At 66.1% G+C, this 22684-nt stretch carries 22 protein-coding genes and 1 pseudogene; 7 read left to right on the forward strand and 16 right to left on the reverse strand.

Annotation, left to right across the window (positions count from 1 at the left end):
• The first annotated feature begins 483 nt into the window (after positions 1-483).
• Positions 484-1584, forward strand: coding sequence for a PIN domain-containing protein (locus FV560_RS05500; RefSeq protein ID WP_159620301.1), 1101 nt, complete (start codon positions 484-486; stop codon positions 1582-1584).
• 66 nt (positions 1585-1650) lie between these two features.
• Here the strand turns inward: FV560_RS05500 and FV560_RS20715 are convergent, their stop codons facing one another.
• Positions 1651-2595, reverse strand: a complete 945-nt coding sequence (locus FV560_RS20715; protein ID WP_476748638.1) for an SRA domain-containing endonuclease — start codon at positions 2593-2595, stop codon at positions 1651-1653.
• A 318-nt stretch (positions 2596-2913) separates the two neighbouring features.
• Between FV560_RS20715 and FV560_RS20305 the strand changes: the two are divergent.
• Positions 2914-3126: pseudogene (locus tag FV560_RS20305) on the forward strand (DDE-type integrase/transposase/recombinase); the annotation flags it as partial.
• On the opposite strand, the gene FV560_RS20310 reads toward FV560_RS20305, so the two are convergent.
• The 5 genes from FV560_RS20310 to FV560_RS05530 form a co-directional block, all read right to left on the reverse strand.
• Positions 3106-3822, reverse strand: coding sequence for a tyrosine-type recombinase/integrase (locus FV560_RS20310; RefSeq protein ID WP_338049693.1), 717 nt, complete (start codon positions 3820-3822; stop codon positions 3106-3108). The pseudogene FV560_RS20305 and the gene FV560_RS20310 sit on opposite strands and share 21 nt — an antisense overlap.
• Before the next feature lie 731 nt (positions 3823-4553).
• On the reverse strand, positions 4554-5786 hold the full coding sequence (locus FV560_RS05515) for a family 1 glycosylhydrolase (RefSeq protein WP_159620307.1): 1233 nt from the start codon (positions 5784-5786) through the stop codon (positions 4554-4556).
• 20 nt (positions 5787-5806) lie between these two features.
• Positions 5807-6658 carry a carbohydrate ABC transporter permease gene (locus FV560_RS05520; protein ID WP_159620309.1) on the reverse strand — a complete coding sequence of 284 codons (852 nt, stop codon included), beginning with the start codon at positions 6656-6658 and terminating at the stop codon, positions 5807-5809.
• On the reverse strand, positions 6658-7554 hold the full coding sequence (locus tag FV560_RS05525) for a carbohydrate ABC transporter permease (RefSeq protein WP_159620311.1): 897 nt from the start codon (positions 7552-7554) through the stop codon (positions 6658-6660). The genes FV560_RS05520 and FV560_RS05525 overlap by 1 nt, the downstream gene beginning before the upstream one ends.
• Positions 7555-7641: 87 nt before the next feature.
• Positions 7642-8931: an ABC transporter substrate-binding protein gene (locus tag FV560_RS05530; RefSeq protein WP_159620313.1), complete on the reverse strand. Its 1290-nt coding sequence runs from the start codon at positions 8929-8931 to the stop codon at positions 7642-7644.
• 93 nt (positions 8932-9024) lie between these two features.
• Between FV560_RS05530 and FV560_RS05535 the strand changes: the two genes are divergently transcribed.
• From FV560_RS05535 to FV560_RS05550, 4 genes are all read left to right on the forward strand, one after another.
• A complete protein-coding gene (locus FV560_RS05535) occupies positions 9025-10026 on the forward strand; it encodes a LacI family DNA-binding transcriptional regulator (RefSeq protein ID WP_159620315.1) in 1002 nt (333 codons plus the stop codon).
• Between the two features lie 154 nt (positions 10027-10180).
• Complete coding sequence (locus tag FV560_RS05540; RefSeq protein WP_159620317.1) at positions 10181-10942, forward strand: helix-turn-helix domain-containing protein; 762 nt, start codon at positions 10181-10183, stop codon at positions 10940-10942.
• A complete protein-coding gene (locus tag FV560_RS05545; RefSeq protein ID WP_159620319.1) occupies positions 10939-11787 on the forward strand; it encodes a hypothetical protein in 849 nt (282 codons plus the stop codon). Before FV560_RS05540 ends, FV560_RS05545 begins: the two co-directional genes overlap by 4 nt.
• Before the next feature lie 152 nt (positions 11788-11939).
• On the forward strand, positions 11940-12332 hold the full coding sequence (locus FV560_RS05550; RefSeq protein WP_338049694.1) for a DUF222 domain-containing protein: 393 nt from the start codon (positions 11940-11942) through the stop codon (positions 12330-12332).
• A 221-nt stretch (positions 12333-12553) separates the two neighbouring features.
• Here FV560_RS05550 and melA read toward each other — a convergent pair whose 3' ends face one another.
• Positions 12554-13951 carry an alpha-galactosidase gene (gene melA / locus FV560_RS05555; protein ID WP_159620323.1) on the reverse strand — a complete coding sequence of 466 codons (1398 nt, stop codon included), beginning with the start codon at positions 13949-13951 and terminating at the stop codon, positions 12554-12556.
• A 90-nt stretch (positions 13952-14041) separates the two neighbouring features.
• Between melA and FV560_RS05560 the strand changes: the two genes are divergently transcribed.
• Complete coding sequence (locus tag FV560_RS05560) at positions 14042-14998, forward strand: helix-turn-helix domain-containing protein (RefSeq protein WP_235019951.1); 957 nt, start codon at positions 14042-14044, stop codon at positions 14996-14998.
• Between the two features lie 108 nt (positions 14999-15106).
• On the opposite strand, the gene FV560_RS05565 is transcribed toward FV560_RS05560, so the two are convergent.
• The 9 genes from FV560_RS05565 to FV560_RS05605 all read right to left on the reverse strand — a co-directional run bounded on the left by FV560_RS05565 (position 15107) and on the right by FV560_RS05605 (position 22641).
• Positions 15107-15514 (reverse strand): PIN domain-containing protein, encoded by a 408-nt coding sequence (locus tag FV560_RS05565; RefSeq protein WP_159620325.1) that lies wholly within the window; start codon positions 15512-15514, stop codon positions 15107-15109.
• A gap of 3 nt (positions 15515-15517) precedes the next feature.
• Positions 15518-15796 (reverse strand): type II toxin-antitoxin system Phd/YefM family antitoxin, encoded by a 279-nt coding sequence (locus FV560_RS05570; RefSeq protein WP_159620327.1) that lies wholly within the window; start codon positions 15794-15796, stop codon positions 15518-15520.
• Positions 15797-15877: 81 nt separating this feature from the next.
• Positions 15878-16492 (reverse strand): class I SAM-dependent methyltransferase, encoded by a 615-nt coding sequence (locus FV560_RS05575; protein WP_159620329.1) that lies wholly within the window; start codon positions 16490-16492, stop codon positions 15878-15880.
• Between the two features lie 267 nt (positions 16493-16759).
• Positions 16760-16912 carry a hypothetical protein gene (locus FV560_RS05580; RefSeq protein WP_159620331.1) on the reverse strand — a complete coding sequence of 51 codons (153 nt, stop codon included), beginning with the start codon at positions 16910-16912 and terminating at the stop codon, positions 16760-16762.
• A 47-nt stretch (positions 16913-16959) separates the two neighbouring features.
• On the reverse strand, positions 16960-17820 hold the full coding sequence (locus tag FV560_RS05585) for a carbohydrate ABC transporter permease (RefSeq protein ID WP_159620333.1): 861 nt from the start codon (positions 17818-17820) through the stop codon (positions 16960-16962).
• A complete protein-coding gene (locus FV560_RS05590) occupies positions 17817-18737 on the reverse strand; it encodes a carbohydrate ABC transporter permease (protein WP_200837549.1) in 921 nt (306 codons plus the stop codon). Before FV560_RS05590 ends, FV560_RS05585 begins: the two co-directional genes overlap by 4 nt.
• Before the next feature lie 33 nt (positions 18738-18770).
• Positions 18771-20015 carry an ABC transporter substrate-binding protein gene (locus FV560_RS05595; protein ID WP_159620335.1) on the reverse strand — a complete coding sequence of 415 codons (1245 nt, stop codon included), beginning with the start codon at positions 20013-20015 and terminating at the stop codon, positions 18771-18773.
• A gap of 47 nt (positions 20016-20062) precedes the next feature.
• A complete protein-coding gene (locus FV560_RS05600; protein WP_159620337.1) occupies positions 20063-21607 on the reverse strand; it encodes a DUF3604 domain-containing protein in 1545 nt (514 codons plus the stop codon).
• Positions 21604-22641 carry a carbohydrate kinase family protein gene (locus tag FV560_RS05605; protein ID WP_159620339.1) on the reverse strand — a complete coding sequence of 346 codons (1038 nt, stop codon included), beginning with the start codon at positions 22639-22641 and terminating at the stop codon, positions 21604-21606. The genes FV560_RS05600 and FV560_RS05605 overlap by 4 nt, the downstream gene beginning before the upstream one ends.
• Between the last annotated feature and the right edge of the window lie 43 nt (positions 22642-22684).

The following is a 22684-nucleotide window of genomic DNA, read 5'->3' on the forward strand; positions in this document are numbered from 1 at the left end:
CAACAACTGGTCGGAATCCAATAGGCCGAGTCTCCATCAGACCCAGTGCGGTTCACTCCATCATCCAAGGCTGGAAAGCAGCCCTCGGCGAACTCGCACTCGTCTACCCCGACCGCATCAACCCCCACCTGTAACACCCACTAGACCCGCACCATTTACACAGACATCTTGACAAGCCCCCGCGGGACCGTTCGTCCTCGGCCGCCGGGCGGCCTGCGGGCGCTGCGTCCCTTGCCACCAGCCACCGTGGGCGCCGGCCGTCGACAGTGATCGATGAACTCGCCCTGACAGCACCAGGAGGCTTGCGTGGCACCCACCTTTGGACACATCCCCGGCATACCGATCGATCCGGAACACATCCGCTACCACAGGAGCCTCTGGCCACCGGCACCCTGAGCTCCCGAGTTACGTTGCTATATCAAGTCAAGCGCGCGCCTTCGGCGCGCATTCGCACCAGCCGATGCCTACGTGTCAGGATCCACTGTGACTGGAAACGCGGACCCAAGGGTGTACCTAGTCCTCGATAGCACAGAGGTGACTGGCGATTGGCTGCTCGAGGGCGCCGCCTTCCGCGAAGTGGCCAAGATTCGGGGTCTGCGCGTAGCCATACCGGCGCCGGTATCCGCTGAACTCCAGGGCAACCACGAGCGGACGGTTGCCGACATCGAAGCGGCAACGCACAGACTCCTGAGAGATCGGAGGCGACTAGGCCTCACGACGCCTGACTTCGAGCCGTCGACTGTGCCATACGGCGAACTACTGAACGATGCCCTCTCACGGCGCCAGATAGAGATATTGCCATGGCCAAAGACATCACACGAAGACGTGGTGACCCGCGCTGTCGCTAGACAGGCACCATTCGATCAAAAGGGAGGCGGGTACCGGGACACGCTTGTGTGGCTAACTGTCAAGGAATTGGTCGCGGACGGCTGTCACGTCTACTTGGCGAGCCGAGATCGAGCCTTCCAGAACGACCGCGCAGGTGGCGATGGTCTGGCTAAATCGCTCCTAAGCGAGGCAGCGACGCTAGAGGGGACAGTCGAACTGGTAACTAACCTCCGGGACTGGGTTCTCGAGCGAGCCGCACAGTCGCCGCGACCAACAGACGCCGCGCTTATGCAAGTACGCACCGACAGGTTCGTCCAGGAATTTCTCGGCCCTTGGAGCTTCGAGACTGCCCAGATCTACCCTGGCGAGGCGGGACTTCCACTCGAATCGGAAATCCTTGGTGATGTCGAAATCCTCGATACCGGCGATCTCAAGGTTGCCCTCATTCGTGAACTAAGTGACGGCGGCGCGTACGTAGAGTACGAGATGGATGTGAGTCTTGGAATAGAGGGCGTTGTCCCGCTACGGTTCGCACAAACGCACGGGTGGCAGTTCACGGAGAGCCAGCGAGTTGGGATGGTAACGGTGAAGCCGGTCCTCGACTTAATCGTGAGTTTCGGCGTGACCTTCGAAAGCGAGGATTTCTGCGCTACCGAGTCGAAGGGCTCGAAGGACTGCGACGAAGAGTCCACTTTTCAAATTGAGTTCATTGCCTACCGCATGAACGACTCTGTTTCTAGTCGGTTCGATAATTGACTCTCCCTGGCGATCAACAATGGTACGTCCTCCAGGCCGAGCTCATCGAAGCACTCGGCCGTGGTGTCACTTTCCCACGAGACTAGCGGGCCAAAGCAGTTCCACTCCTGCCGCAGCAGCGATATCTGACCATCGGTCGCTAAGCGGTCGTCGGTCGACGAACAGGACACCGCGCGCGTCGAGTTGGTGTGCGTAGTCGAGGACCTGTCCGAGCCCGAGGCGGAGTTGTCGCACTTCATTCTCGGGAACTATTGATTTTACCTCCGCCACGTACGTGCTATCGCCATCACGCCACGCAAGGTCGTACGGAGGATCGTCCAGCGAAGGGCTCAAGGGAACCAAAGACTTATCGGCCACCCACTCGGCCAATACGTTCTGCGCGATCGCGTGTGCACGGAGCGAACGATCCTGGAGGTCTGGGTCGACTGAGAACGGGACGCGCTCTCTATTAGTTGTCGCCGACTCGTTGGCATAGCGGTAGACGGACCCCTCAAGCGACGTCATATCGATGAGCTGCTCGCGGTCAAGTCCTTCTTCCCGAGGCCCCCCGGGTCCCCGAAAACCCGATGGCCGCAGCCGGAACACGACCACGCGGCGATCGTTCCCCTTGACGTCCCTCCCTACGTCGAAATAGAACGGCTCACGCTCATCCAACTCAATGGGTCCGACGTATGTGACAATACCCCTCCACCCAGAAAATAGGTGGATTTCCTTCCCGTCACCTGCAGCCGTGGCTACGGACTTGTTATACCGAACGATTGACTGGTCGCCTGTCTGACCTTCGCCGCAATATTCGAATAGTTGCGAATCAACCCAGCGATCTTGGCGATAGCCGTGTGCACTACTTGCTTTCTCGTCGGTGAAAAGAAAGACATTAGGCGTGTCCGTGGATGGGGCGATTCCCCCTTGGCGTACGCCACCCCACCGGTTATGCAGTTGCTTACGCGCGATCTGTGACCCACGCGGGAGGTTAACAGCGGAAGTCCAAGCCCGCGGGGACTGGCTCACCACGGATGCCTTAGTCCAGGGGCGTCGCTACTTTCCCAACCTAGTACGACGCCCTCCCCGCCGGACGGGCTGCTCCATGCCTGAATCGGTGCGGTGCACATGCCGCCGACCACATGGTTTCGCCAGTTGAGGACGCCATTGCAGAAGGTATGCAAGTGGTCGATCGTCAACCCGCTGAGTCGGACGCGTGGCCGGACCCCAATGAAGCTCGTCGAAGTGCTGCAGCCTAGTAGTTTAGGCCGTCGATATCGGCAAGCCCTTGCGCGCAGTTCCATGCACTCACGCTATCGGCAGGGAGCCGTTCGGCCGAACAGGGTGCATTGGCGATTTGTCGCGTTCGTCGTGGACGTCTACTCCCGCCGCATCCTGGGCTGGAGAGTAGCCACGAGCATGCGCACCTTCCTGGTCACCGACGCCCTGCGTCAGGCGATCGACGTCCGCCACCGCGCTGGCGCCCGCTGGGAGCACGGCCGACTCATCCATCACTCCGACGCTGGGTCTCAATACGTATCTCTAGTGTTGAGCGATGGCCTGCACGGTCCGGCGAAGCGCGTCGGAAGGTAGTTGAACATAGACCCTCGTTGTAGTCGGGCTGGTGTGTCCGAGTAGTTGCTGCACCGTCAGCAGATCCCGGTCCACGGCGTAGGCACGCGTCGCGAACCGGTGTCGTAGAGCGTGCATGGTCGTCCCCTCCGGGAGGAGACGACCTACGATCTTTCCTACCCATCGCGGGGAGAGGTGTCCGCCGTCGTGCCCGGGGAATGCGTAGCCACCCGTAGCATGGACCCGCGTCCGCAACTGCAACGCCAGGCCGGGGGAGAGCGGCACCGTACGCTCGCGATCACCCTTGCCGTGCACGCGTAGTGACCAGCCGACCAGGTCCTCCTCGAGGTCCCGCGCGTGCACCTGCGCGACCTCAGCACGCCGCATACCTGATTCTGCCGCGAGACGTAGCATCAGCCGTTCACGATCGTCCGCGACCCGTAGTGCGGAAGCGTGGGCTTCATCGCTCGCCGGCCGAGGTTTCGGGACGGCGGGGCGGATCGACTTCAGCCCGACGGCTGGTGAATGGTCTAGGTAGCCGGCCTCGACAGCCCAGCCGTAGAAACCTCTCAGCGACGAGCGCACGCTCCGGCGTGTCTCCGTTGCCCACTCCTGTACGCCCAGCCAAGCCGTCAACTCGTCCAGCGTAACTGCCCACGGTCCCGTCCCATTGCCTTCGCACACCACTCCATGTGCTCACGTCGTCGGTGGACTGTTGATTTCGCGCGCCCCGCGGCTCGCAGGGCTAGCCCCCACGCGTCGATCGCGTCTCCCCAGGTCGTGATCATGGTTCACGTTCGCATGGCGCAGGGTCGGATGTAGTTCAGAGCGCGCCCGCCTGTGGATATCCACCGCGACCGGTTGGTTCGGTCGGCCACCGGAGCGTTCCCTGGCGCACGCACCTTGCTGCCTGGTGGTCGCCCGTTCGAGCACAGCACCAAGCGATGCGTCGAGCCGGCGCGGTTGCGCACCTTCACGCCGTTCGACTCAGCGTCGAGACGATAATCATGCCTGGCTTTAGATAGCGCGGCGCTCGGATACGGGCTCCTAACCAGAAGATCCCGAACGTTGCCGGCGAGCACGGCCTCGAGACCAGAACATTCTTCGACCACGTACTTGAACAAGAGTGTCAGTTCTAGCTGAGCGTGCCTGCCCGCTCGCGTAGATCGCGGACTGCTGGTTGCCCATGAATCGGACGGGTCGAGTTCGGTGGGCGCGTCGCTTTCCCCAAACCCTGGCTCTTCGAACTTCAGGCGGGTTCAAGCGTTCAGGCGATGAGCAACCCGTTGAGGCAGGTTGGCGGTCATGCGCATGCGCGAGTAACCCCGCGTCACGCCGAGATCGGAGTCAGCCCGTCAGGCGATCTCGCGGCGGAAATACTGGCTTCGGTGCGCGGTCGCTCGGCTGCCGAGTGAGCGTTAGGTTGTTTGCGCGGCGCTGGCTGATGCCATGACTGCGTGTGTGAACAACCGCAGCGCCGCATTCGGCACCCGCTCCAACACGCCCCCCGCCGTCCTGCGCAACTCCAACAACCCCAGGTGGTTCCAGTGGTTGTCGGCGCTGTCGGTGTCGTATCGGTAGAGCCAGTCGATCAGGGAGAAGAAGGGGAACCACGTGTACCCGGTGATGGGGACGCCGTCGGACCGCAACTCTTCCAGCGCCGCCAACGATTCCTGCAGCCACTGGATCTTCGCCTCGGGTGACTCGTTGCGTGAGGTCTCGGTGATCGCGATCGGGATTCCATACCGCTCGTGGTTGACCCGCACGAGGTCCACGAGCCCCTCGACCCCGCCCTCGCCCGGTACCTCGGCGCCGGCCTCGTCGAATGTGGTGGTGCTGAACCCGGGATAGTAGTTCACGCCCATGATGTCCGGGGTCTTGGCGTTGTCGCGGAACCAGGCGAGCTTCTCGGCGCTGATGCCGTGCTCGCGCAGGTGTCCGAACAGTGAGTGCTCCTCGCTGACCCGACCGAGCACCAGATCCGTCGCGACGAAGCGCCATTCTTCGAGGTGCTCGCGCGAGTGCCCCGGGAAGTGATCGCCCGCGTAGCGGAACCCGGCGTCGACGAACACGATCTCTGCCTCCGGCGCCGCCGCGTGGATGGCCTCCTGCGCCCGGGACATGCCCTCGGCCACGGCGGTGACGACCTTGACGTAGCCGTCTTCACCGGTCAGGTAGGGGGGCCAGCGCCCGTCGCGGCCGCACCACTGGGCGTTCACGAGCGGCTCGTTCGCCGGGGTAAACGACGTGAACACGCCCCGGTAGCGCTCGGCCACGGCCCCGGCATACCTCGCGAAGTACTCGGGGTACTTGGCGTTCACGAACGTGTTGTCCAGCCACAGCGGGGTCCCGTAGTGCAGCAGGTCCACCACGCAGTGCAGCCCGATGTCTTGCATGTGGGCGGCCACTTCGTCGATCCAGGAGAAGTCGAACTCTCCGGGCGCCGGTTCCACCTGGAACCAGGGGATGCCCCAGCGGATGAATTCTGCTCCCGCTTCCCTCGCCAGATTCAGGTCCTCGCGCCAGTAGTGGTAGTGCTGGGTGAGCTCGTATTCATCGAGCTTGCGGTGGCCCACCTGTTCCTGCGGGATGAAGGTGTCCTCGATGCCGACCCCGAATGCGATCCGGTCGGTGGAAAAGAAGTGCGTCATGGGGTGCCTTGGTTCCTTTGCTACTTGATGCCGGTAGTGGCGATGCCGGTGACGAAGGTGCGTTGGATGAGCAGGAAGAACAGGATCAGCGGGATCAGCGCGAGCACGGATCCGGCCATCAGCAGCCCGTACTCGACCACGTGCTGGCCGGCGAACAGCGCCAGACCGGCCGGCAGGGTGGCGCCGTCGATGGTGTTGGACATGACCAGCGGCCAGAGCAGGTCGTTCCAGTTGAACTGGAAGTGGAACAACCCCAAGGTGAGCAGCGCGGGTGTGGTCAGCGGCAGCATCACGCGGGTGAAGATCCGCCACTCGTTGGCGCCGTCGATCCGTGCCGCCTCCTCGAGGTTCTTCGGCAGGGCGAGGAAGAACTGGCGCATGAAGAACACCCCGAACGCGTTCGCCGAGCGGGGCACGATCATGCCCGCCACGGTCTGGCCCAGGCCGAGGCTGTGCACCAGGTCATACAGCGGGATGATCACCGCCTGGTAGGGGATCATCAGCATCACGATGATGGCGATGAACGCCGCCGTTTTGCCACGGAAGTCGAACCGGGCCAGTGCGTATCCGGCCATCGTGTCGAAGGCCAGGGAGAGCACCATCACCGAGCCGGCGAAGATGATCGTGTTCCCGTACAGCTGCGCGAACGGGATCGCCGACCAGATTGCGGTGAAGTTCTCCAGCGTCCACGTCTGCGGAAACAGCGTGGGGGAGGCTGAAGCTGCCTCGGCGTTCGGTTTGAACGCCGTCAGGACCGACCACACGATCGGAAAGATCATCAGCAGCCCGATGCCGGCCATCGCGACCGTGAGGGAGATCGTCCAGGCGCGCCGCAGCGAGCGGTGGGTGCTGGGGGAGAGGTCGAGTGTCATCAGTAGCGCACCTGCCTGCGGCCGAAGTAGAGGTATTGCACCAGCGAGAACGCCAGGATCAGCAGCAACAGCACCACCGAGACCGCCGAGCCGTACCCGAACTCCAGGTTGCTGATGCCCACCCGGTTGACCAGCACCACGAGGGTCTCGGTGCTCATCGCCGGCCCGCCGTTGGTCATCACCTTGATCTGGTCGAACACCTGGAAGCTGGCGATCGCTGCCAGGATGCTCACCAACATGGTCTGGTTGCTCAGCAAGGGCAGCGTGACTGCACGGAACTTCTGCAGGCGACTTGCGCCGTCGAGCTGGGCGGCCTCGTAGAGGTCGCTGGGAATGGACTGCAGCCCGGCGAGGAACATCACCATGTAGAAGCCCACGTTCTTCCACACGCCCACGGCCATCACGGCCGCCATCGCCGTGCCCGGCTGCGCGAGTGCGCCCTGCGTAGGCGCCAGCCCGACGGCGGAGAGCCAGTGGGTCACCAGCCCATAGTTGGGATCGAGTAAGAAACGAAAGGCGATCGAGACCACAGCCAGGGAGACCACGAAGGGCACGAAGACGGCCGTGCGGACGATGCCCCGGCCGAAGAAGCGGGCGTTCAGCGCCATGGCCAGGGCCAGCGCCAGCGCGATGGTCACCGGGGTCACCACCGCGGCGTAGAGCACCGTGTTCTGGAAGGCGTTGGTGACCTGGTCATCGCCCAGGAGCGCGCGGTAGTTCTCCAGCCCCACCCACTCCGGGGGCGTGAGCAGGCTGTACTCGGTGAAGGACAGGTAGGCGGTGCGCACCAGCGGCCAGGCGGTGAACAAGGTCAGCAGCAGCAGGCCGGGGGCGAGGAACATCCACGCTGCCCGGGCCTGGCGGCCGGCGACGGTATGGACGGAACCGAATCTCATCTGTGCGCTCTCGTCTCTGGGGTCTCGGCTCAGGCGATTCCAGCGGTCGGTGGGGCGGGCTCACGGGTGAGCCCGCCCCCGAGCGGGTCAGGCGTCGTCGATGACCGCCTGGATGTCCTCGCCGGCGGCGGGGAAGAGATCGGCCACCTCACCGGTGCCGTTCAGTGCCGACTGCAGCGCCGGGGTGAAGATGTCCTCGTTGATCTCACCCGAGCCGGTCACGCCGGTCAGGTACGGGCGCACGTTCTCGAGGATCTCCGGGGCCCCGAAGACGGCGGCCCATTCGTTGGTCACGGCGTCCTCCGGCATGTCGGTCCGGATGGCGGGGAAGCCGGACCCGTTGGCCCAGGTGGCCTGGCTCTCGACCGACTCCCAGTAGGCGAAGAACTTGTACGCGGCGTCCTTCTGGTCCTCGTCCAGGCGCTGGGCGATGGTCATCGAGACCACATCGCCGAGGATCGACTGACCCTCGGGGCCGGCCATCGGCACGGTGACGTCGAAGTCGAGGCCGGCCTCGGTCAGGCCGGCGGTCATCCACGGTCCGTTGATGGTGATCGCGGCGAGCTCGGCCTGGAACAGCTGATCCGAATCGGCGCCGGACATGCCCACCGGGGTGATCTGCTCCTCCTGGACGAGCCCGACCCAGTGCTCGGCCGCGGCGACGGAGGCCGGGTCGCCGAGCATGGCGGTGGTGCCGTCGTCGGAGACCACACCGCCGCCACCGTTCCACAGGAAGCTCGGGAACACCGGGACGGTGGAGTGATCGCCCATAGCGAGCGGGTACTGCTCGGGGGTGCCGTCGGAGTTCTCGTCCACGGTCAGGTCCGGGATCATCTCCTCGAACTCGGCCCACGTGGTGGGCGGAGCCTCGGGGTCCAGGCCGGCTTCCTCGAACAGGGCCTTGTTCCAGTACATCAGGACCGGGCCGAGGTTCAGGGGCACGCCGTAGTTGACGCCGTCATAGACGGAGGCCTGCACGGCGCCCTCGGCGAGGACGGAGGTGTCCATGTAGGTGTCGTCGGCGTAGAACTCGTCGGTGGAGCCGAGCACGCCGCGTTCGGCGTACTGGGGGAGCCGGGAGGCGCTCATCGCGACCAGATCCGGTCCGTCGTCAGAGGTGGCCGCGGTGAGGAACTGCTGGTAGAGGGAGTCCCAGGGGAGGGCTTCGGCCTCGATGGTGACCTCGTCCTGCGAGTCGTTGAAGTTGTCGACCACCTCCTGGAAGGCAGGGCCGTCCGGGCCGGTGAGGCCGTGCCACATGGTCAAGGTGACGGGGCCGCCGTCATCGGTGGAACCGCCGTCGCTGCAGGCGGCCAGGCCGGCCGTCAGGGCGAGGGCGGCACCTGCGGCGATGCAGGTGCGTCGGGTGGGTCGCATGATGCCTCCAGTGCTCTTGCAACGTTGAAAGACAGTGTCACGATAGCCAACGAATCCAATTCATGCAACGATGCAAGAAGGAAAGGGGATTCCATGGCAACTCTCAAAGATGTGGCGCAGCTGGCCGGAGTCTCACCGCGCACGGTGAGCAACGTCGTCAACGATCAGCCATACGTGGCGGCCGAGACCCGCGCCCGGGTGGAGGCGGCGCTGGCGGCCCTGGACTACCGGCCGAACCAGCTGGCCAAGAGCCTGCGCACCGGGCGGATCGGGCTGCTCGGATTCGTCGTGCCGGACCTGGCGCAATCGCACTTCGCGCGGTTGGCGGCCGAAGTGGTGCAGGCCGCGACCGCCCGCGGGTACACCGTGGCCGTGGACCAGACGCATGGGGACATCGAGCGCGAACGCCGGCTGATCCAGCTCGGGCCGCGCGGTGCGATGTTCGACGGTGCGATCTTCCATCCCGAGGCGCTGCGGGCCGAGGACATCGAGCACCGGGAGTCGGAGTTCCCGCTGGTGCTGGTGGGGGAGCGGATCGCCGGGGATCACCTCGATCACGTCTACATCGACGACCGTGCGGCGGCGTATGAGGCGACGAAGAAGCTGATCGCCGACGGGCACCGGCGCATCGCCGCCATCGGACTACGGCGGGCGGACTACGCGCGCACCGCGCACCTGCGGGAGGAGGGCGTGCGGGCGGCGTTGGCGGAGGCCGATGGCGTGGCAGCCGGGCATCACCAGTACGTGGAGCGCTACGACGCCGAGGACGGGTACGAGGCGATGGCGAACCTGGTCGACTCGGCCGAACGACCGGATGCGGTGATCTGCTTCAACGACATGCTCGCCATGGGAGCGCTGCGGCGGTTGCACGAGCACGATGTGGACGTACCGGGGGACATGGCGCTGGTGGGGTTCGACGACATCACCGAGGCGTCGTTCTCGTTCCCGCCGTTGACGACCGTGGCTGCCGATCATGCGCAGATCGCCGAGACGGCGGTGAAGGCGCTGATCGGGCGGATCGGGGATCCGGGGGGAGCGGTGCAGGAGTATCTGGTCTCGCACCGGTTGGTGGTGCGGGGGTCGACGCGGGGGTAGTGCCGCCAGGAGCTGTCGCCGAACTGTCCCTACCCGGATGGTCCGGATCGAAGTGGTTGCGCGAGCCAGCACTTCGGCTGGGCGAGATCACCAGCGAGATCGGTGCATTCGGTTCTAGTGTTGCATATTTGCAACGATACCCTAGGGTTGCAGTATGAACCTTGCCGAACGCATCTCGACCGTGCGCCATGTGAACGGGCTCAGCGCCCGTCAACTCGCGGCGTTGGTCGACGTCGCCCCGACGACGATCACGCGGATCGAGTCGGGGGCGGTCAGTCCATCCTTTGATCTGGTGCAAGAGATCCTGGCCGTCCTCGGCGAGTCGATCGGGTTCACTGGCACGGCTGACATCCGGGCGATCGCGGCCGCACGGTTGGCGCTCGACCCGGCGCTGGACATCGCGGCGTCGCTGGAAGTCGAAGCGTGGCGACGGCGGTGGGCACGGATCGGACTCGTCGATGAGCGGGGGTGGGTGGTAGCCGGCAAGGAATCCGAACTGCTGTCCCATGCCGGCCGTGCCGCTCGCCTTACCCGTCGGCCGGGGGCCGTGGATTTCATAGCCGGCCCGACGGCGTACACACTTGCCGAGATCATGGGAACGGCAGGTATTGACTACGCCGTGACGGGTGACGCCGGCGCGAATCTCTATCGCTCCAGTGCAGGCGAGGCATGGCCGGTCCTCTATGTTCAGGACGTCGAGCGTGCGGCCGACATCGCTGGCCTTGTCCGCAAGGAGTCTCATTCGTTCGGGATGCGGGTCACGCTGATTCCGTTCGACGGTGTGAGCGAGCTCGGTCGCGTTGCGATCGATGGCGTGACGGTCGCTGCGCGAGTCCAAGTGGTCATCGATGCCTACGGCGGCATCGACCGCATGGCCGAGCAGGCCGACATCCTGCTGGGGCGGCGGGTGACATGATAGGCGTCAAGGCACCTCAGACCGAGCTCGAGTGGAGCCGCCGCGCCATCATCAACGTCGTCGATGTGCTTGCGGTCCACGCCGAGTCATTGACCCTGATCGGCGCGCATGCGGTCCTGCTGCGCACGATGGACCTGGACGTGCCGCGAATGCCGACCGGCGATGGCGATCTGGGAGTGACGCCTGGTCTGGTGGGCGATCTCCCTAGCATCGAGGCGTTACTGGCGGACGCCGGCTACGAGCACCGCACCACGGCCCGTCCTGGGCTGTGGGGTCGAGAGTCGTACGACGAGCAGGACGGCACGCGATCCTTCCGCGAGAAGGTCGACTTGCTCGCGCCACATGGGCTCTCAGGTACAGCCAGTCGCACCAAGCGCAGCGTTCCGGCGCTTCAACCGGCGCACGGCAAGCTCGCAGTGGGCAATGCTCTCGGCCTCGAGCTCGCCGCATTCAACCGATCGCTGGTCACGCTTACCGACTTCGCTGACCCACGATTGTCGGCTGAGATCCACGTCGCCGAGATTCCCGCGCTGATCTTGGCGAAGGGTTCCAAGATCGGCGAACGGCTTCGAGAGTCCCGCAAGGGGCGGGTTCGGGATAAGGATCTCGGTGACCTGTGGAGACTCATGGCGGTCGCCGAACCTAGCGAGTCTGCACGCGTGATCGAAGATCTCGTGCGCCAGCCTGAGGTGGGTCTCGCCGTCCGTCAGAGCCTCGAATGGACCGACGAGGTACTGCGGGATCCGGCAAGCGCCGAACGGGCAAAACTGGCGTTCGACACGTTCGTCGATCCAGCGGAGATCGACCACACCTTCGACATGTGGCGGAGTGCGCTTGCTGGGTGACGGTGGTCCACCGAGATCCTGATCTCGTTGAGACCCAGCGTCGGCTCCGGCGCACCCGTGTACAGGATAGGTACCTATGGTTGCATCGGGCATTGCTGGGCTACCTCATGATCGACCCGGAGCGTGTCAGTGGTCATCCATACCGCGCCCTCATGGCCAACAACCAAACTGATCTGATTGCCGGTAAACCCAGGGCGCTGCTCATAGAGTCGCTCCGCAACCTCGAGCTGGGGGAGGAGCGTGACGGTATGAGGGCCCTCTCGGGGAATGTCGACTACTGCGTGGTGCGCGCGCTCGCACGCATCGAGGCACAACTCCTGCTCGAGGACGCCGACTCGCCAGACGCGGATCGACTGATCGAACGCACGACCGAGCAGCGACGTGCCGACGCGTTCGTGGCCCTGGTCGCCGCTCTCGCGGATGGCGTACCCGCCGGTGCCGCCTCACGGGCACGGGGACGACCAGTCTCGGCTGGCGCCTCCTCGGCAGATAGGCGAGAGGACCGCCTGTGGACGGGGCCGGAGACTGGCCAACGAGCTTGGTAGCCTGCCTGCGGTCCCATCGACGCCAGTTGGCGCTGGGAGAGGCCGCTCAACAGCCGGGCTTGTTGCAGAATCCTGCCCAGGAACTCCGGGCTGGAGACAGTGCCTCGAATCGCCATGGCGACTTCCTGATCTGATGATCTATTCGTAGTCACGCCAGGCGACTACGAATAGGTAGTCAACACATGTGACGATCTTTTCGTAGTCGACGACTCAGGCTTGGCTCAGCCAGCGCCCCCCCGCAACCGCTCCGGCAGCATGTCGCCGTGCGCGGCGACCAACTCATCGGTCATCGCCCGGATCTCCTCCAGCGTCAGCTTCGCCCCGGTGAGCGGGTCGAGCGCCACGGCGTGGAACATGTGCTCGCGATCGCCGTGCAGCGCCGCCTCCACGGCCAACGTCTGGACGTTGATGTTGGTGCGGTTCAGGGCGGCGAGCTGCGGTGGCAACGCGCCGACCGCCGTCGGCTGCACGCCACGGGAGTCCACCAGGCAGGGCACCTCCACGCACGCATCGGCGGGCAGGTTCTCGATCAGCACCCCGCGGTTGGGGGTGTTGCCGTAGACGACGCTCGGGGTGCCGGTGACCAGGGAGTTGACGATCATCGCCCCGTACTCCACCGACGCCGTCAGCTGTTCCTTCATCTTCTCCAGCTGCCCGGCGATATCACCCTGCTCGTCGTGCGCGCCGCAGATCTCGTAGTAGTCCCACCGCTGCGGGATGTACTCCTCGACGGTCGCGGCGTCCTTGCGGAAGTAGGGCAGGTACTCCGAGGCGTGGTGGCTGGACTCGGTCTGGAACTTGCCGAAGTGGGCCATGATCGCCGTGCGGACCTGCTCGTTGCCGCCCTCGTAGGAGCTCACCTCCTCGGCCGCCTCGCTGTGATCGCCGTCGTCCCCGGCTAGTTGCGCGGCACCGCGCCCGCGCTGGTGACGCTCGCCCATCACCTCGTGCAGCCGCGGATACAGGTCCTCCTGACCGTGGCGGAACTCCAGGATCCAGGACTGGTGGTTGATTCCCGCGCAGCGGTAGCTGACCTCCTCGTACGGCACCCCGAGGGTGCGCGCGAGCATACGCGTGGTGCCCTGCACGCTGTGGCAGAGCCCGACGGCGTTCAGCCCCTTGGCATTCAGGTACGCCGTGGCCATGGCCATCGGGTTGGCGTAGTTGATGAAGGTCGCGTCCGGGCAGAGCTCGCGGGCGTCGTCGGCGATCTCGTCGTAGGCGTCGACCGAGCGCAGGAACCGGAACACTCCACCCGGGCCGAGGGTGTCCCCGACGGTCTGGTCGATGCCGTACTTGCGGGGGATCTCCACGTCGTGCCGGTAGGAGGCCACACCGCCCACCTGGAAGGTGATGATGACGACGTCGGCGCCCGCGAGGGCCTCGCGGCGGTCGGTGGTGCGCTGGACGGTGGTACCGAAGCCGTGGTGGGCCACCAGTTCCTCGCTGGCATCGGCCACCGGCTTCAAGCGCTCAGGGTCGATGTCCATCAGGCACAGGGTCGACTCCCGCAGGGCGGGGAAGCTGAGGATGTCGCCGATGAGGCGGAACGGGAAGACGAAGCCTCCGGCTCCGATGATGGCGATCTTCGGGTTCGTGACGAACGTCGTTGTGGTCATGACTTCACCGTAGGCAACGCAATTCTCGGAATCTCGTGGCTCAGTTGGCTGTTCTTCCAGAATCCTACGATTGGCGCGTAGGGTCAGAGCGTGCGCGCAGACGATCTCCGGGACGGGCCGCGAACCCGGGACGAGGGGCGCGGCTTCGGTCTCGTCGTCACCGAGCAGCCGGCGCTGTGGTGCCGGCGCGGGGAACCGCCGACGATGCTGACGCTGCACCGCCACGACGACCTCGAAGTCAACATCGTCCTGCGTGGCGAGCTGCGCTACCTCTACGCCGGACGGCCACTCGTGCTGCGGGAGGGGCAGATCGCGATGTTCTGGGCGACGCAGCCGCACGGCCTGGTCGCCGGCCGCACGGAGTCCGACGCCGCGGGGGAGACGTGCTGGGTGCATGTCCCCTTCGCCACGGTGCTCAGCTGGGGCCTGGCTGAGGCGGATATGAGACGCCTGATGCAGGCAATGCCGCTGGTCACCGACGACCCGGTGCTGCGGGAGCGCCTCGCGGCCATGGTCTCCACCTGGCTCGAGGAGATCGGGGATCGGGCGAGCGAAGGCATCGCCCTGCTGGAGATCCAGGCCGCGGTGCGCCGCATCCTGCGTGCGGAGCCGGTCTTCGCGCACTTCGAAGACGGTGCAGCGACCGACTCTGCCGAGACCACCGTGGCCGGTGAGGCGGAGGGTCCCGACGGCGCACGTCACCGTGCTCCAGGACGCGCCGGCGACGCGGGTCACGCCCTACGGATGGCGCAGTTCGTCGTCGACAGGTTCCGGGGCGAGGTGAGCGTGGGCGACGTCGCGCGCTCGGTCCACCTGACGCCGTCGCATGCCATGACCGTGTTCCGCCGGGCCGTGGGCGTGACGATCGGCGAGTACGTGACCATGTGCCGGGTGGCGGAGGCGCAGCGGCTGCTGCTGACCTCGCGGCTGTCCTCTACGGAGATCGCCGAGGCTGCCGGTTTCGGCTCGCTGTCCAGCTACTACGCGCACGTGACCCGAGCGTGTGGGATGACGCCGCGAGAGTACCGCCGTCAGGTGGAGGTGTGAGGCTTCTCGCGACTGGTGAGCACTGAAACGTTCGTATCGCCCCGCTGGGGGTTGGCCTGCAGCACAACGCCAGATTGGGAGATCGACGTCGATGACTCGTAGCCCGCGTCAGGACTTCGGGTGTTCGACGGGATCGGTCACGCGCATGCCTAGGTGCCCTGCGACGTCCTTCATCGCCGCGTCGTGCGTGGCCACAGTGACCGGCTCGCCGATCAGCAGTGCCGTCGCCAGATGTAAGGCGTCGAGGGCCTTGACGTGCCGTTCGATGGACTCGGCGACCGTGTGTGTCTCCCGAGTGATCTCGAGCATCCCGACGCGATCGAGCAGAGGGGCACCGTCGGCGAGCGGCCGACTGTCGCGCCGCAGGACGCGAATCACCTCAGTGCGCAGGAGCCGGGAGGAGAGGACGGTCATTGCCGGATTCTGCATCCATGTCTGCAGCCGCAGGCGTTCGGGGACATCCAGGATCGTGCGCAGCGCCACCGAGGAATCAAGGTAGACCAGCGATGCGGCCATGGATCAGTGGTCCCCGCGCATCTCGTCCAGCAGTGCGCTGGCCTGGGTCTCGGTGTATGCCGGTCCGCCGGCCCGCCTCGGCCATGGTGCGGGCGCCAGGGAGGGCGGCGTGTACCGTCCTTCGCGCTCCAGCCGCGCAAGTGCTGAGTCCCCTTCGAGAACTGCGCTGACGCGCCAGCGGGGCTTCCCGCGCTCGGTCACGACGAGGTCACTGGACTCGGTGACCTGCGCGAGCACCGATGCCGTGTGCTGGTTGAGTTCTCTCTTGGTGACTGTCTGCATGCCTCCAAGTGTACTACCAGTGTCAGACATCCGTTCGGAGTGTCGAAGCTGTGAGCGCGATGTCAAGGCGTGACATCGGCGTCAGTGTGACGCCGCCCGCTGCAGAATGCCCACGAGGAAACCTGCCTGCGTCGTCCACGGATGTAGGTCCCAGGTCGAGAGGCGCACGGATTCGGCCAGCCCAGCTGCGCGGGCGTCGTCGAAGAACTCCTCGACTGCGTAGCCGCGGCCCGTGCCGAAGCCGACCACGAGGCGGCCCTCCGGCGCGAGCGCACCGGCAAGGTTGGCAACCACTGCCGGCCTGGTGCTGGGAGCGAGGAAAGCCATCACGTTCCCCGCGGCGACCACGATGTCGAACGGCTCGCGCACGCCCGCCTCAGCCAGGTCCAACTCGGCGAGGTCCTGCAACACCCAGGTGCAGTCACCGAACTCGGTTCGCGCGGCCTCGATCAGCACCGGGTCGACATCCACCCCGACCACGGTGTGCCCGCGCCGGGCGAGCTCCCCACCGAGCCGGCCCGGTCCACAACCGGCATCGAGCACCCGCGCCGCGCGTGGCAGCATCGCATCGATCATCCGCGCCTCGCCGTGCAGGTCGGCCCCCTCGGCGGCCATGTCCTTGAAGCGCTGGACATACCAGTGCGAGTGCTGCGGGTCCTGCTCGACCTTCTGTGCCCAGAGGCTCTTCTCCACCATGACTACCAGTGTCCCTGACCGGCAGGTTGCCGCACTGCTCGCCGCCTCTGCCGAGGCCGACGAGGAGGAGACCCGCACGGCGAGGCGCGGATGGGTTCCCTTCCCCGCATGGGGGTGAGTTGCGCCGTCGGCAAGATCGAGGTGCGTGTCCACGCGCAGGGGCTGCGCCTGCCCGGGTTCCTGCTCACCTTCCGGCGCGGGTGAGGGTAAGAACTGATGAGTTCCCCCTGGTGCACCGAGCGTGCCGTCGTGCTCTGCGCAGGTCGCCTACCAGCCCTGCGTACCCTCCCAGCCCCACTGCGGCAACGGCAGATCCGTGGGCACCTCCTCCGGGCTGGACCACCGGTGGTTCAGCATCGCGGTGGCCCAGGTGAACCACGCGATGAGCTGGAACCGCAGGTCCGGGATGGACACCGGCATGGAAAGCGTGGGCGAGGATCGGGTCGGCCAGGCAGCGGCGGTGCCCGTCACCCCTTCACTGCGCCCGCAGTGAGTCCGGCGACGATACGTCGTTGCAGCAGCAACGCGAGGATGATCATCGGGATGGTCACCAGCACCGAGGCGGCCGTGATGGTGCCGATCGGGCGCTGATACTCGACGGCGCCGGTGAACGTCGCGATGGCGACCGGTACCGTCTGGGCGATCTCCGGGTTGCGGGGGGCGAAGGTGCTCGCGAGCAGGTACTCGTTCCATGCCGTCACGAACGTGAGGATCATCGCCGAGACGACCCCCGGGATCGCGAGCGGGAGGATCACTCGCGCGAACGCCTGCAGGGCGGACGCGCCGTCGATCTTCGCTGACTCCTCCAACTCCCGCGGGATCGCCGCGAAGAAGGTGGACATGATGAAGATGACCAGCGGAAGCGAGAACGACACGTACGCGAGATACATGCCCTCATAGGTGTTGAGCAGGCCGAACGTCCGCCACGCCTCGTACAGCGGCGGCACCAGGGCGACCGGAGGAAAGAGTGACGCCGCCAGAACGCCCGTCATCAGCGCGATCCGGCGCCGCACCGGGAGCCGGGCGAGCGCATAGGCGGCCATCACGCCGATCGAGACCGACAGGAGCGTCGCCATCGACGCGACAGCGAACGAGTTGCGCATATTGAGCGCGAAGTCCTGGGCGAGGACCGCGACGTAGTTGCCCAGACCGAACGGGCCTTGGAGGAGATCGGGATCGTTGAGCGCTGCGTCACCCTGCTTCAGGCTGGTCAGGATCAGCCAGACGAACGGTGCCAGGCACCACAGGAACACGACCACCAAGAGCCCATCGTGCAGCCATTCGCCACCGCTGCGGCGGCGTACACGCGTTCCGTTCACCGTACTCATCGGGTACTCCCGCCCTCGACCATGGAACGTCCGATCTGCGAGACGAACAGCACCCCGACCCCGAGAACCAGTGCGAAGGTGATCGTCGACAGTGCAGCTCCGATGCCTGGGTCGGGCGTGATGACGATGAACTGGCGTACGAGCATCGAGAGCGATTCGGTGCCGAAAGCGCCGCCCGTCATGACCTGCGGCAGGTCATAGACACGCACGGCGTCCACCGTGCGGAACAGGAGCGCGACCATGATCGCCGGCCGCAGCAGCGGCAGGGTCACGTGGCGGAACCGCTGCCAGGCGCCCGCCCCGTCCATCCGCGCGCTCTCGTAGAGCTCGGCCGGAATCGTCTGCAGGCCGGCGAGCAGCAGCAGGGCCGCGAAGGGGGCCGTCTTCCACACGTCGGCAGCGATCACCGTCACCGTCGCCCAGCCGGCCGAGCCTAGCCAGTTGAAGTCGTCCAGCCCGAGCAGGCTGTTGATGAAACCAGGGTTGATGTTGAACATGAACGCCCACATCTGCCCTGCGACGACCGTCGGGATGACCCACGGCACGAGGATGACTGCTCTCGTCATGCCGCGGCCACGCCGGGCATGATTCATGAGCAGGGCGAACGCCAGCCCGATCACGAACTCCAGCGCCACGGACGTGACCGTGAAGAGCCCGGTGAAACGCATCGCCGCCCAGAAGGCGGGATCGCTCAGAACGGTGGCGTAGTTCGCGAGCCCGGCGAACCCGTCGACCTGGCGCCGCGTGTACGAGCGCAGGCTCGTGACCAGCGCGAAGCCGATCGGGAAGAGCACCACCGCTGCCATCACGAGCACCGAGGGGGCGATGAACAGTCGAGCCAGGGCGACATCGGTGAGCCCGTGGCCCGGGAGCCGTCGCAGACGTGGCGGAGGTTGGGTGCGGATGGTCGTACTCATCTCAGTGGTGCCCTTCCCGATTGACTGGCCGAGTTACTCGGCAACCGTGCCTTCGAGGAACTCGGCAAGCTGCTCGGCGGCGGCCCGCGGGTCCATCTCGCCGTTGACCGCGGGGAAGATCGTGCTCTGGATCTCCAGGCTGATCTCGTTCCACGCAGGGACGGACGGCCGCGGTTGCGCGGTCTGCAGCACCTCGCCGAGCTGGGTGATCAGCGGATCGTCGCTGTTCTCATAGGCGGAGCTGAGCACCGGCAGCGTCGAGTTCTCCGCCAGGATCTGCTGGACCTCGGGATCGGTTGCGGCCCACACCACGAAGTCCTTGGCGACCTCCTGGTTCTCGGAGAACGCGCTGATCGCGTTGTTGAAGCCACCGATGGCTGCGACACCGGGATTGCCGTCGAAGCCGGGCAGTGGTGCAACTGCGGTGGCCTCGTGGGCCGGGCTCTCGGTGTCCTCGGCGATCAGGCTGTACGGCCCTGGCCAGTTCCGCATGAACGCCACGTCGCCGGACTGGTAAGCGATGCGCGACTCCTCTTCCATCGCGGTGTTGAAGCCGGGAGCGAAGCATCCGTTCTGCGTGGCTTCGGCCACGAACGACGTCACCTCCGTGGCGGTGTCGACGTCGAAGAGCACCTCGCTCTGGTCCTCGTTGTAGAGCTCGCCACCGGCGCTCCAGTACAACTCGAGCCAGTTCACCGTGAATCCCTCGTAGCGAGCGCCCTGACCGATGTATCCGCTCATCGAGTCGTCGAGTTCGGACGCAGCCTGGCACAGCGCTTCCCAGTCCGAGGGCGCCTCCTCGACCAGATCGGTGCGGTAGTAGAGCACGCCGGTGTTGGTGTTGAGCGGGACTGCCCACAGGCTGCCGCTCCAGGAGGAGGATTCCATCGGTCCGGGAAGGACGGCGGCGTCCAGTTCCCCACGCAGGTCGTCCAGCTCCACGATCCAGTCGTTCTCGACGTACTCGCCGGTCCAGACCACATCCAGGCCCAGGACGTCGAACTCGCTACCTCCGGCCTGGAGCACCAGCGCCTGCTGCTCGCGTGCCTCGTCGGCCGATTCGGGCAGTGCCTCGACCGTGACCGGGGTATCCGGGTTCGCCTCGTTCCACAGGTCGGCGATCTGGTCGTGCGCCGCGCCCGGCTGGGAGCGCGCGCCCCCGATCGCCCAGGTGATCTCCCCGCTCTCGGCAGAGTCACCGCCGCTCGGCGTACAGGCGGCGAGGCCGACAGCCATCGCGGATGCTGCGGTCGCGGCAATCCAGGTCTTCTTCTGCATCATTGCACCTTCCGGAGTGATCGTGCGGGGGATGGGGGGCGAAGGGGTCAGGTACGTGAGTTGGTGACCCACGTGGGTGAGCTCCAGGCGTGCTGGTCGTTCACCTGGCGTACTCGGACGTAGTAGATGTCGGTCTGGTCGCCGGAGCCTGCGTCGGCCAGCTCCCAGGTCAGGGACGCAGCCTCGTAGGGCACTGCGCGGTGCATCACGAATGCGCCGCTGAGGAAGCCGCCGATGTAGGAGACCGCGGGACCCGTCAGGAGTTCGGCGACGGTGCGCTGCAGCGTGCGGCCGTTGGCGGTCACGGTCAGCACCGCATTGGGGTCTGCCTCGACGTGCAGGGCAAGTTGCTGGGTGGCGTCCGTGCTCACGGTGGGGTTGCCGTAGGTGCGGGTGCGCAGTGTGGCGCTCGAGCGTGACGTCTGCTGCCACGAGGAGAAGGCGTACCGGTCGGTCTCGCCCGCCTGATCGGCCAGTGTGTCGTAGCCGCGCAGCCGTGGTTCGACGGCGTGGATCTCGCCTCCGCTCAGGCTTACCTCGACGTCCCAGTCGACGAAGGCGCCCACCTCGCCCCACCCGAAGGCGATCGAGAGGATTCCGTCGAAGGTGTGCGAGAGGCTCGTTGGTCCCGGGCGGTTCTCCGCGATCACCTCACCGTTGCGGAGAACCTGGACCGTCTCCAGTGCTGCGCCGCCGTGCACCTGCACGGCGATCTCTCGGGGGCCGACGCCGGTGATCTCGCTTCCCATCGGCGCCCCGTCGACGCTGGTGGCAAGCATGATGCGATCGCCCGTGATCGCATAGGTGCGGCGAGCCTGGATCGCTTCCCAGAGCGAGTCGCGCGTGAGCTCGGGTGCCCACACCATGGCGAGGCCGTGGCCGTGGCTGCCTGGATGGGCGCTGTGATGATCGGTGGAGCCGATGAAGCCGAATCGGTGACCGCGGCCGAGGCCGGCGATTGCGGTGCTCCCGGCATCGCGCGGCCCCATGGTGTGCAGGTACGGGCGCGGGGAGTCGTCCTGTTCGCCGCTGCCGTGCATGGAGATCATCTCGGCCACGGGGGACAGCTCGGCGGAGTAGGTGTCCCAGTTGACCCCTCGGCGCCCAGCCAGGTAGCCGATGTGGTGCGGAAGCACCATCGCCGGTAAGCCAGCGGCCTGCACGGCGCGCAACTCGCCACGCAGTTCCTCCAACGATTTCGCTCGCGCCGGAGCGAGCGGCCCACGCCCGCCTCGGTAGTAGACGCAGTGATCGCCGTAGGTCATCGAGTGCCACTCGAACGAGAGGAAGGAGACGAACTCGCCGTCGACATGCGCGCCGTCAGTGACGTCCTGAACGTGCTCCCATTGCTCTTCCAGCCGGGCGAACCCCTTGCGGTGGTAGTCGGCCACGTGTGCCGGTTCTTCGGGCATGTCGTGCCAGCTGGCATGTCCGGTCACTGAGGCGAAGTCCAGTTGCATGCGCGCGTTGGCGTAGGCGTCCTCGATGGATCCGTGACCGTAACTGATGGCGCAGTGGTTGTGGATGTCGCCGGCGAACGCGCTCATCCCGCCGTAGGCCGGAAGGTTGCTCTGGCTCCGACGGCGGGTCATGCCGGCACCTCGTCGGTGCTAGTTGTGGCGGGAGCGTCTGCGGCGAGCCGGGGGAGGAGGTCCTCCAGGAACTCATAGCGCTGTTGCAGCGCGCGCTCCTCGGGTCCGCGTGCGGCTCGTCGGTGCTGCCACCACTGCGTGAGGTCGTGGACGGTAGGCGCGGCGAGCGAGCCACCCAGGCGACGTACGGCCAGCCCGGCCGTGAGCGTGGCGAACGCGAGTCGGTCGGTGAGAGGAAGATCGAGCAGATCGGCGGTGACGAAGCCGCCGACGAATACGTCGCCGGCCCCGGTGGGATCGCGCACCTCGACTGCCAAGGCGGGAACGTTCGCCTCCTCACCGGTGCGCTGGTCGATGGCGAGAGCGCCGTCGCTCCCGCAGGTGAGAACCACCACGGGGACGTGCCGAGCGAGTGCGGCCGCGGCTGCCTGGGGAGTGTCGGTACGGGTGTACGCGCGCGCTTCCTGCTCGTTGGGTAGAAACGCGTGGCAGTGGGCCAGTGGCTCCAGTGACTCGACCGCCCACTCACTGCTCGGGTCCCAACCGATGTCGGCGTACACCCGTGATCCCTGCGCGGACGCAGTACGCCACCATGCGCCGTCGGTAGCCGTGCTCGAGAGATAGAGCACCACACCGTCTGGCAACGGGGCGTGCGGCCCGGGTTCGACCGGGCCCTGCTCGGGGGCGAGGTAGGTGGCCAGTGCCCTGTCGTCGGTGGAGGAAAGGCTGACCGTGACGTGCGAACGCTCGCAGTGGCGGGCATCCTCGAGCACGACCCCCGCACTGCGGAGCTGACGCTGAATGATCAGGCCGAGGTCGTCGTCGCCGACGGTGCTCACCAGGTGCGTACGCACCCCCAGTCGCGCCAGCGCCACGGCGTGATTGGCGCTGCCGCCAGGGGCCAGCGTGCTGTCCTGCGCGTAGACCTCTCGACCTGCGACGGGTGGTCCGGCCAGACCTGCGAGCACCAGGTCGACGAACACATCGCCGAGGACGGCGACGTGAGGCGGACGGTCATTGGAGGGTGAGGTCACGGCTGCGTTGCTCCTGATCAGGTACCTAGAACGACTGATCGTG

The organism is Ruania rhizosphaerae, assembly GCF_009805705.1.
Taxonomy (GTDB): domain Bacteria; phylum Actinomycetota; class Actinomycetes; order Actinomycetales; family Beutenbergiaceae; genus Ruania; species Ruania rhizosphaerae.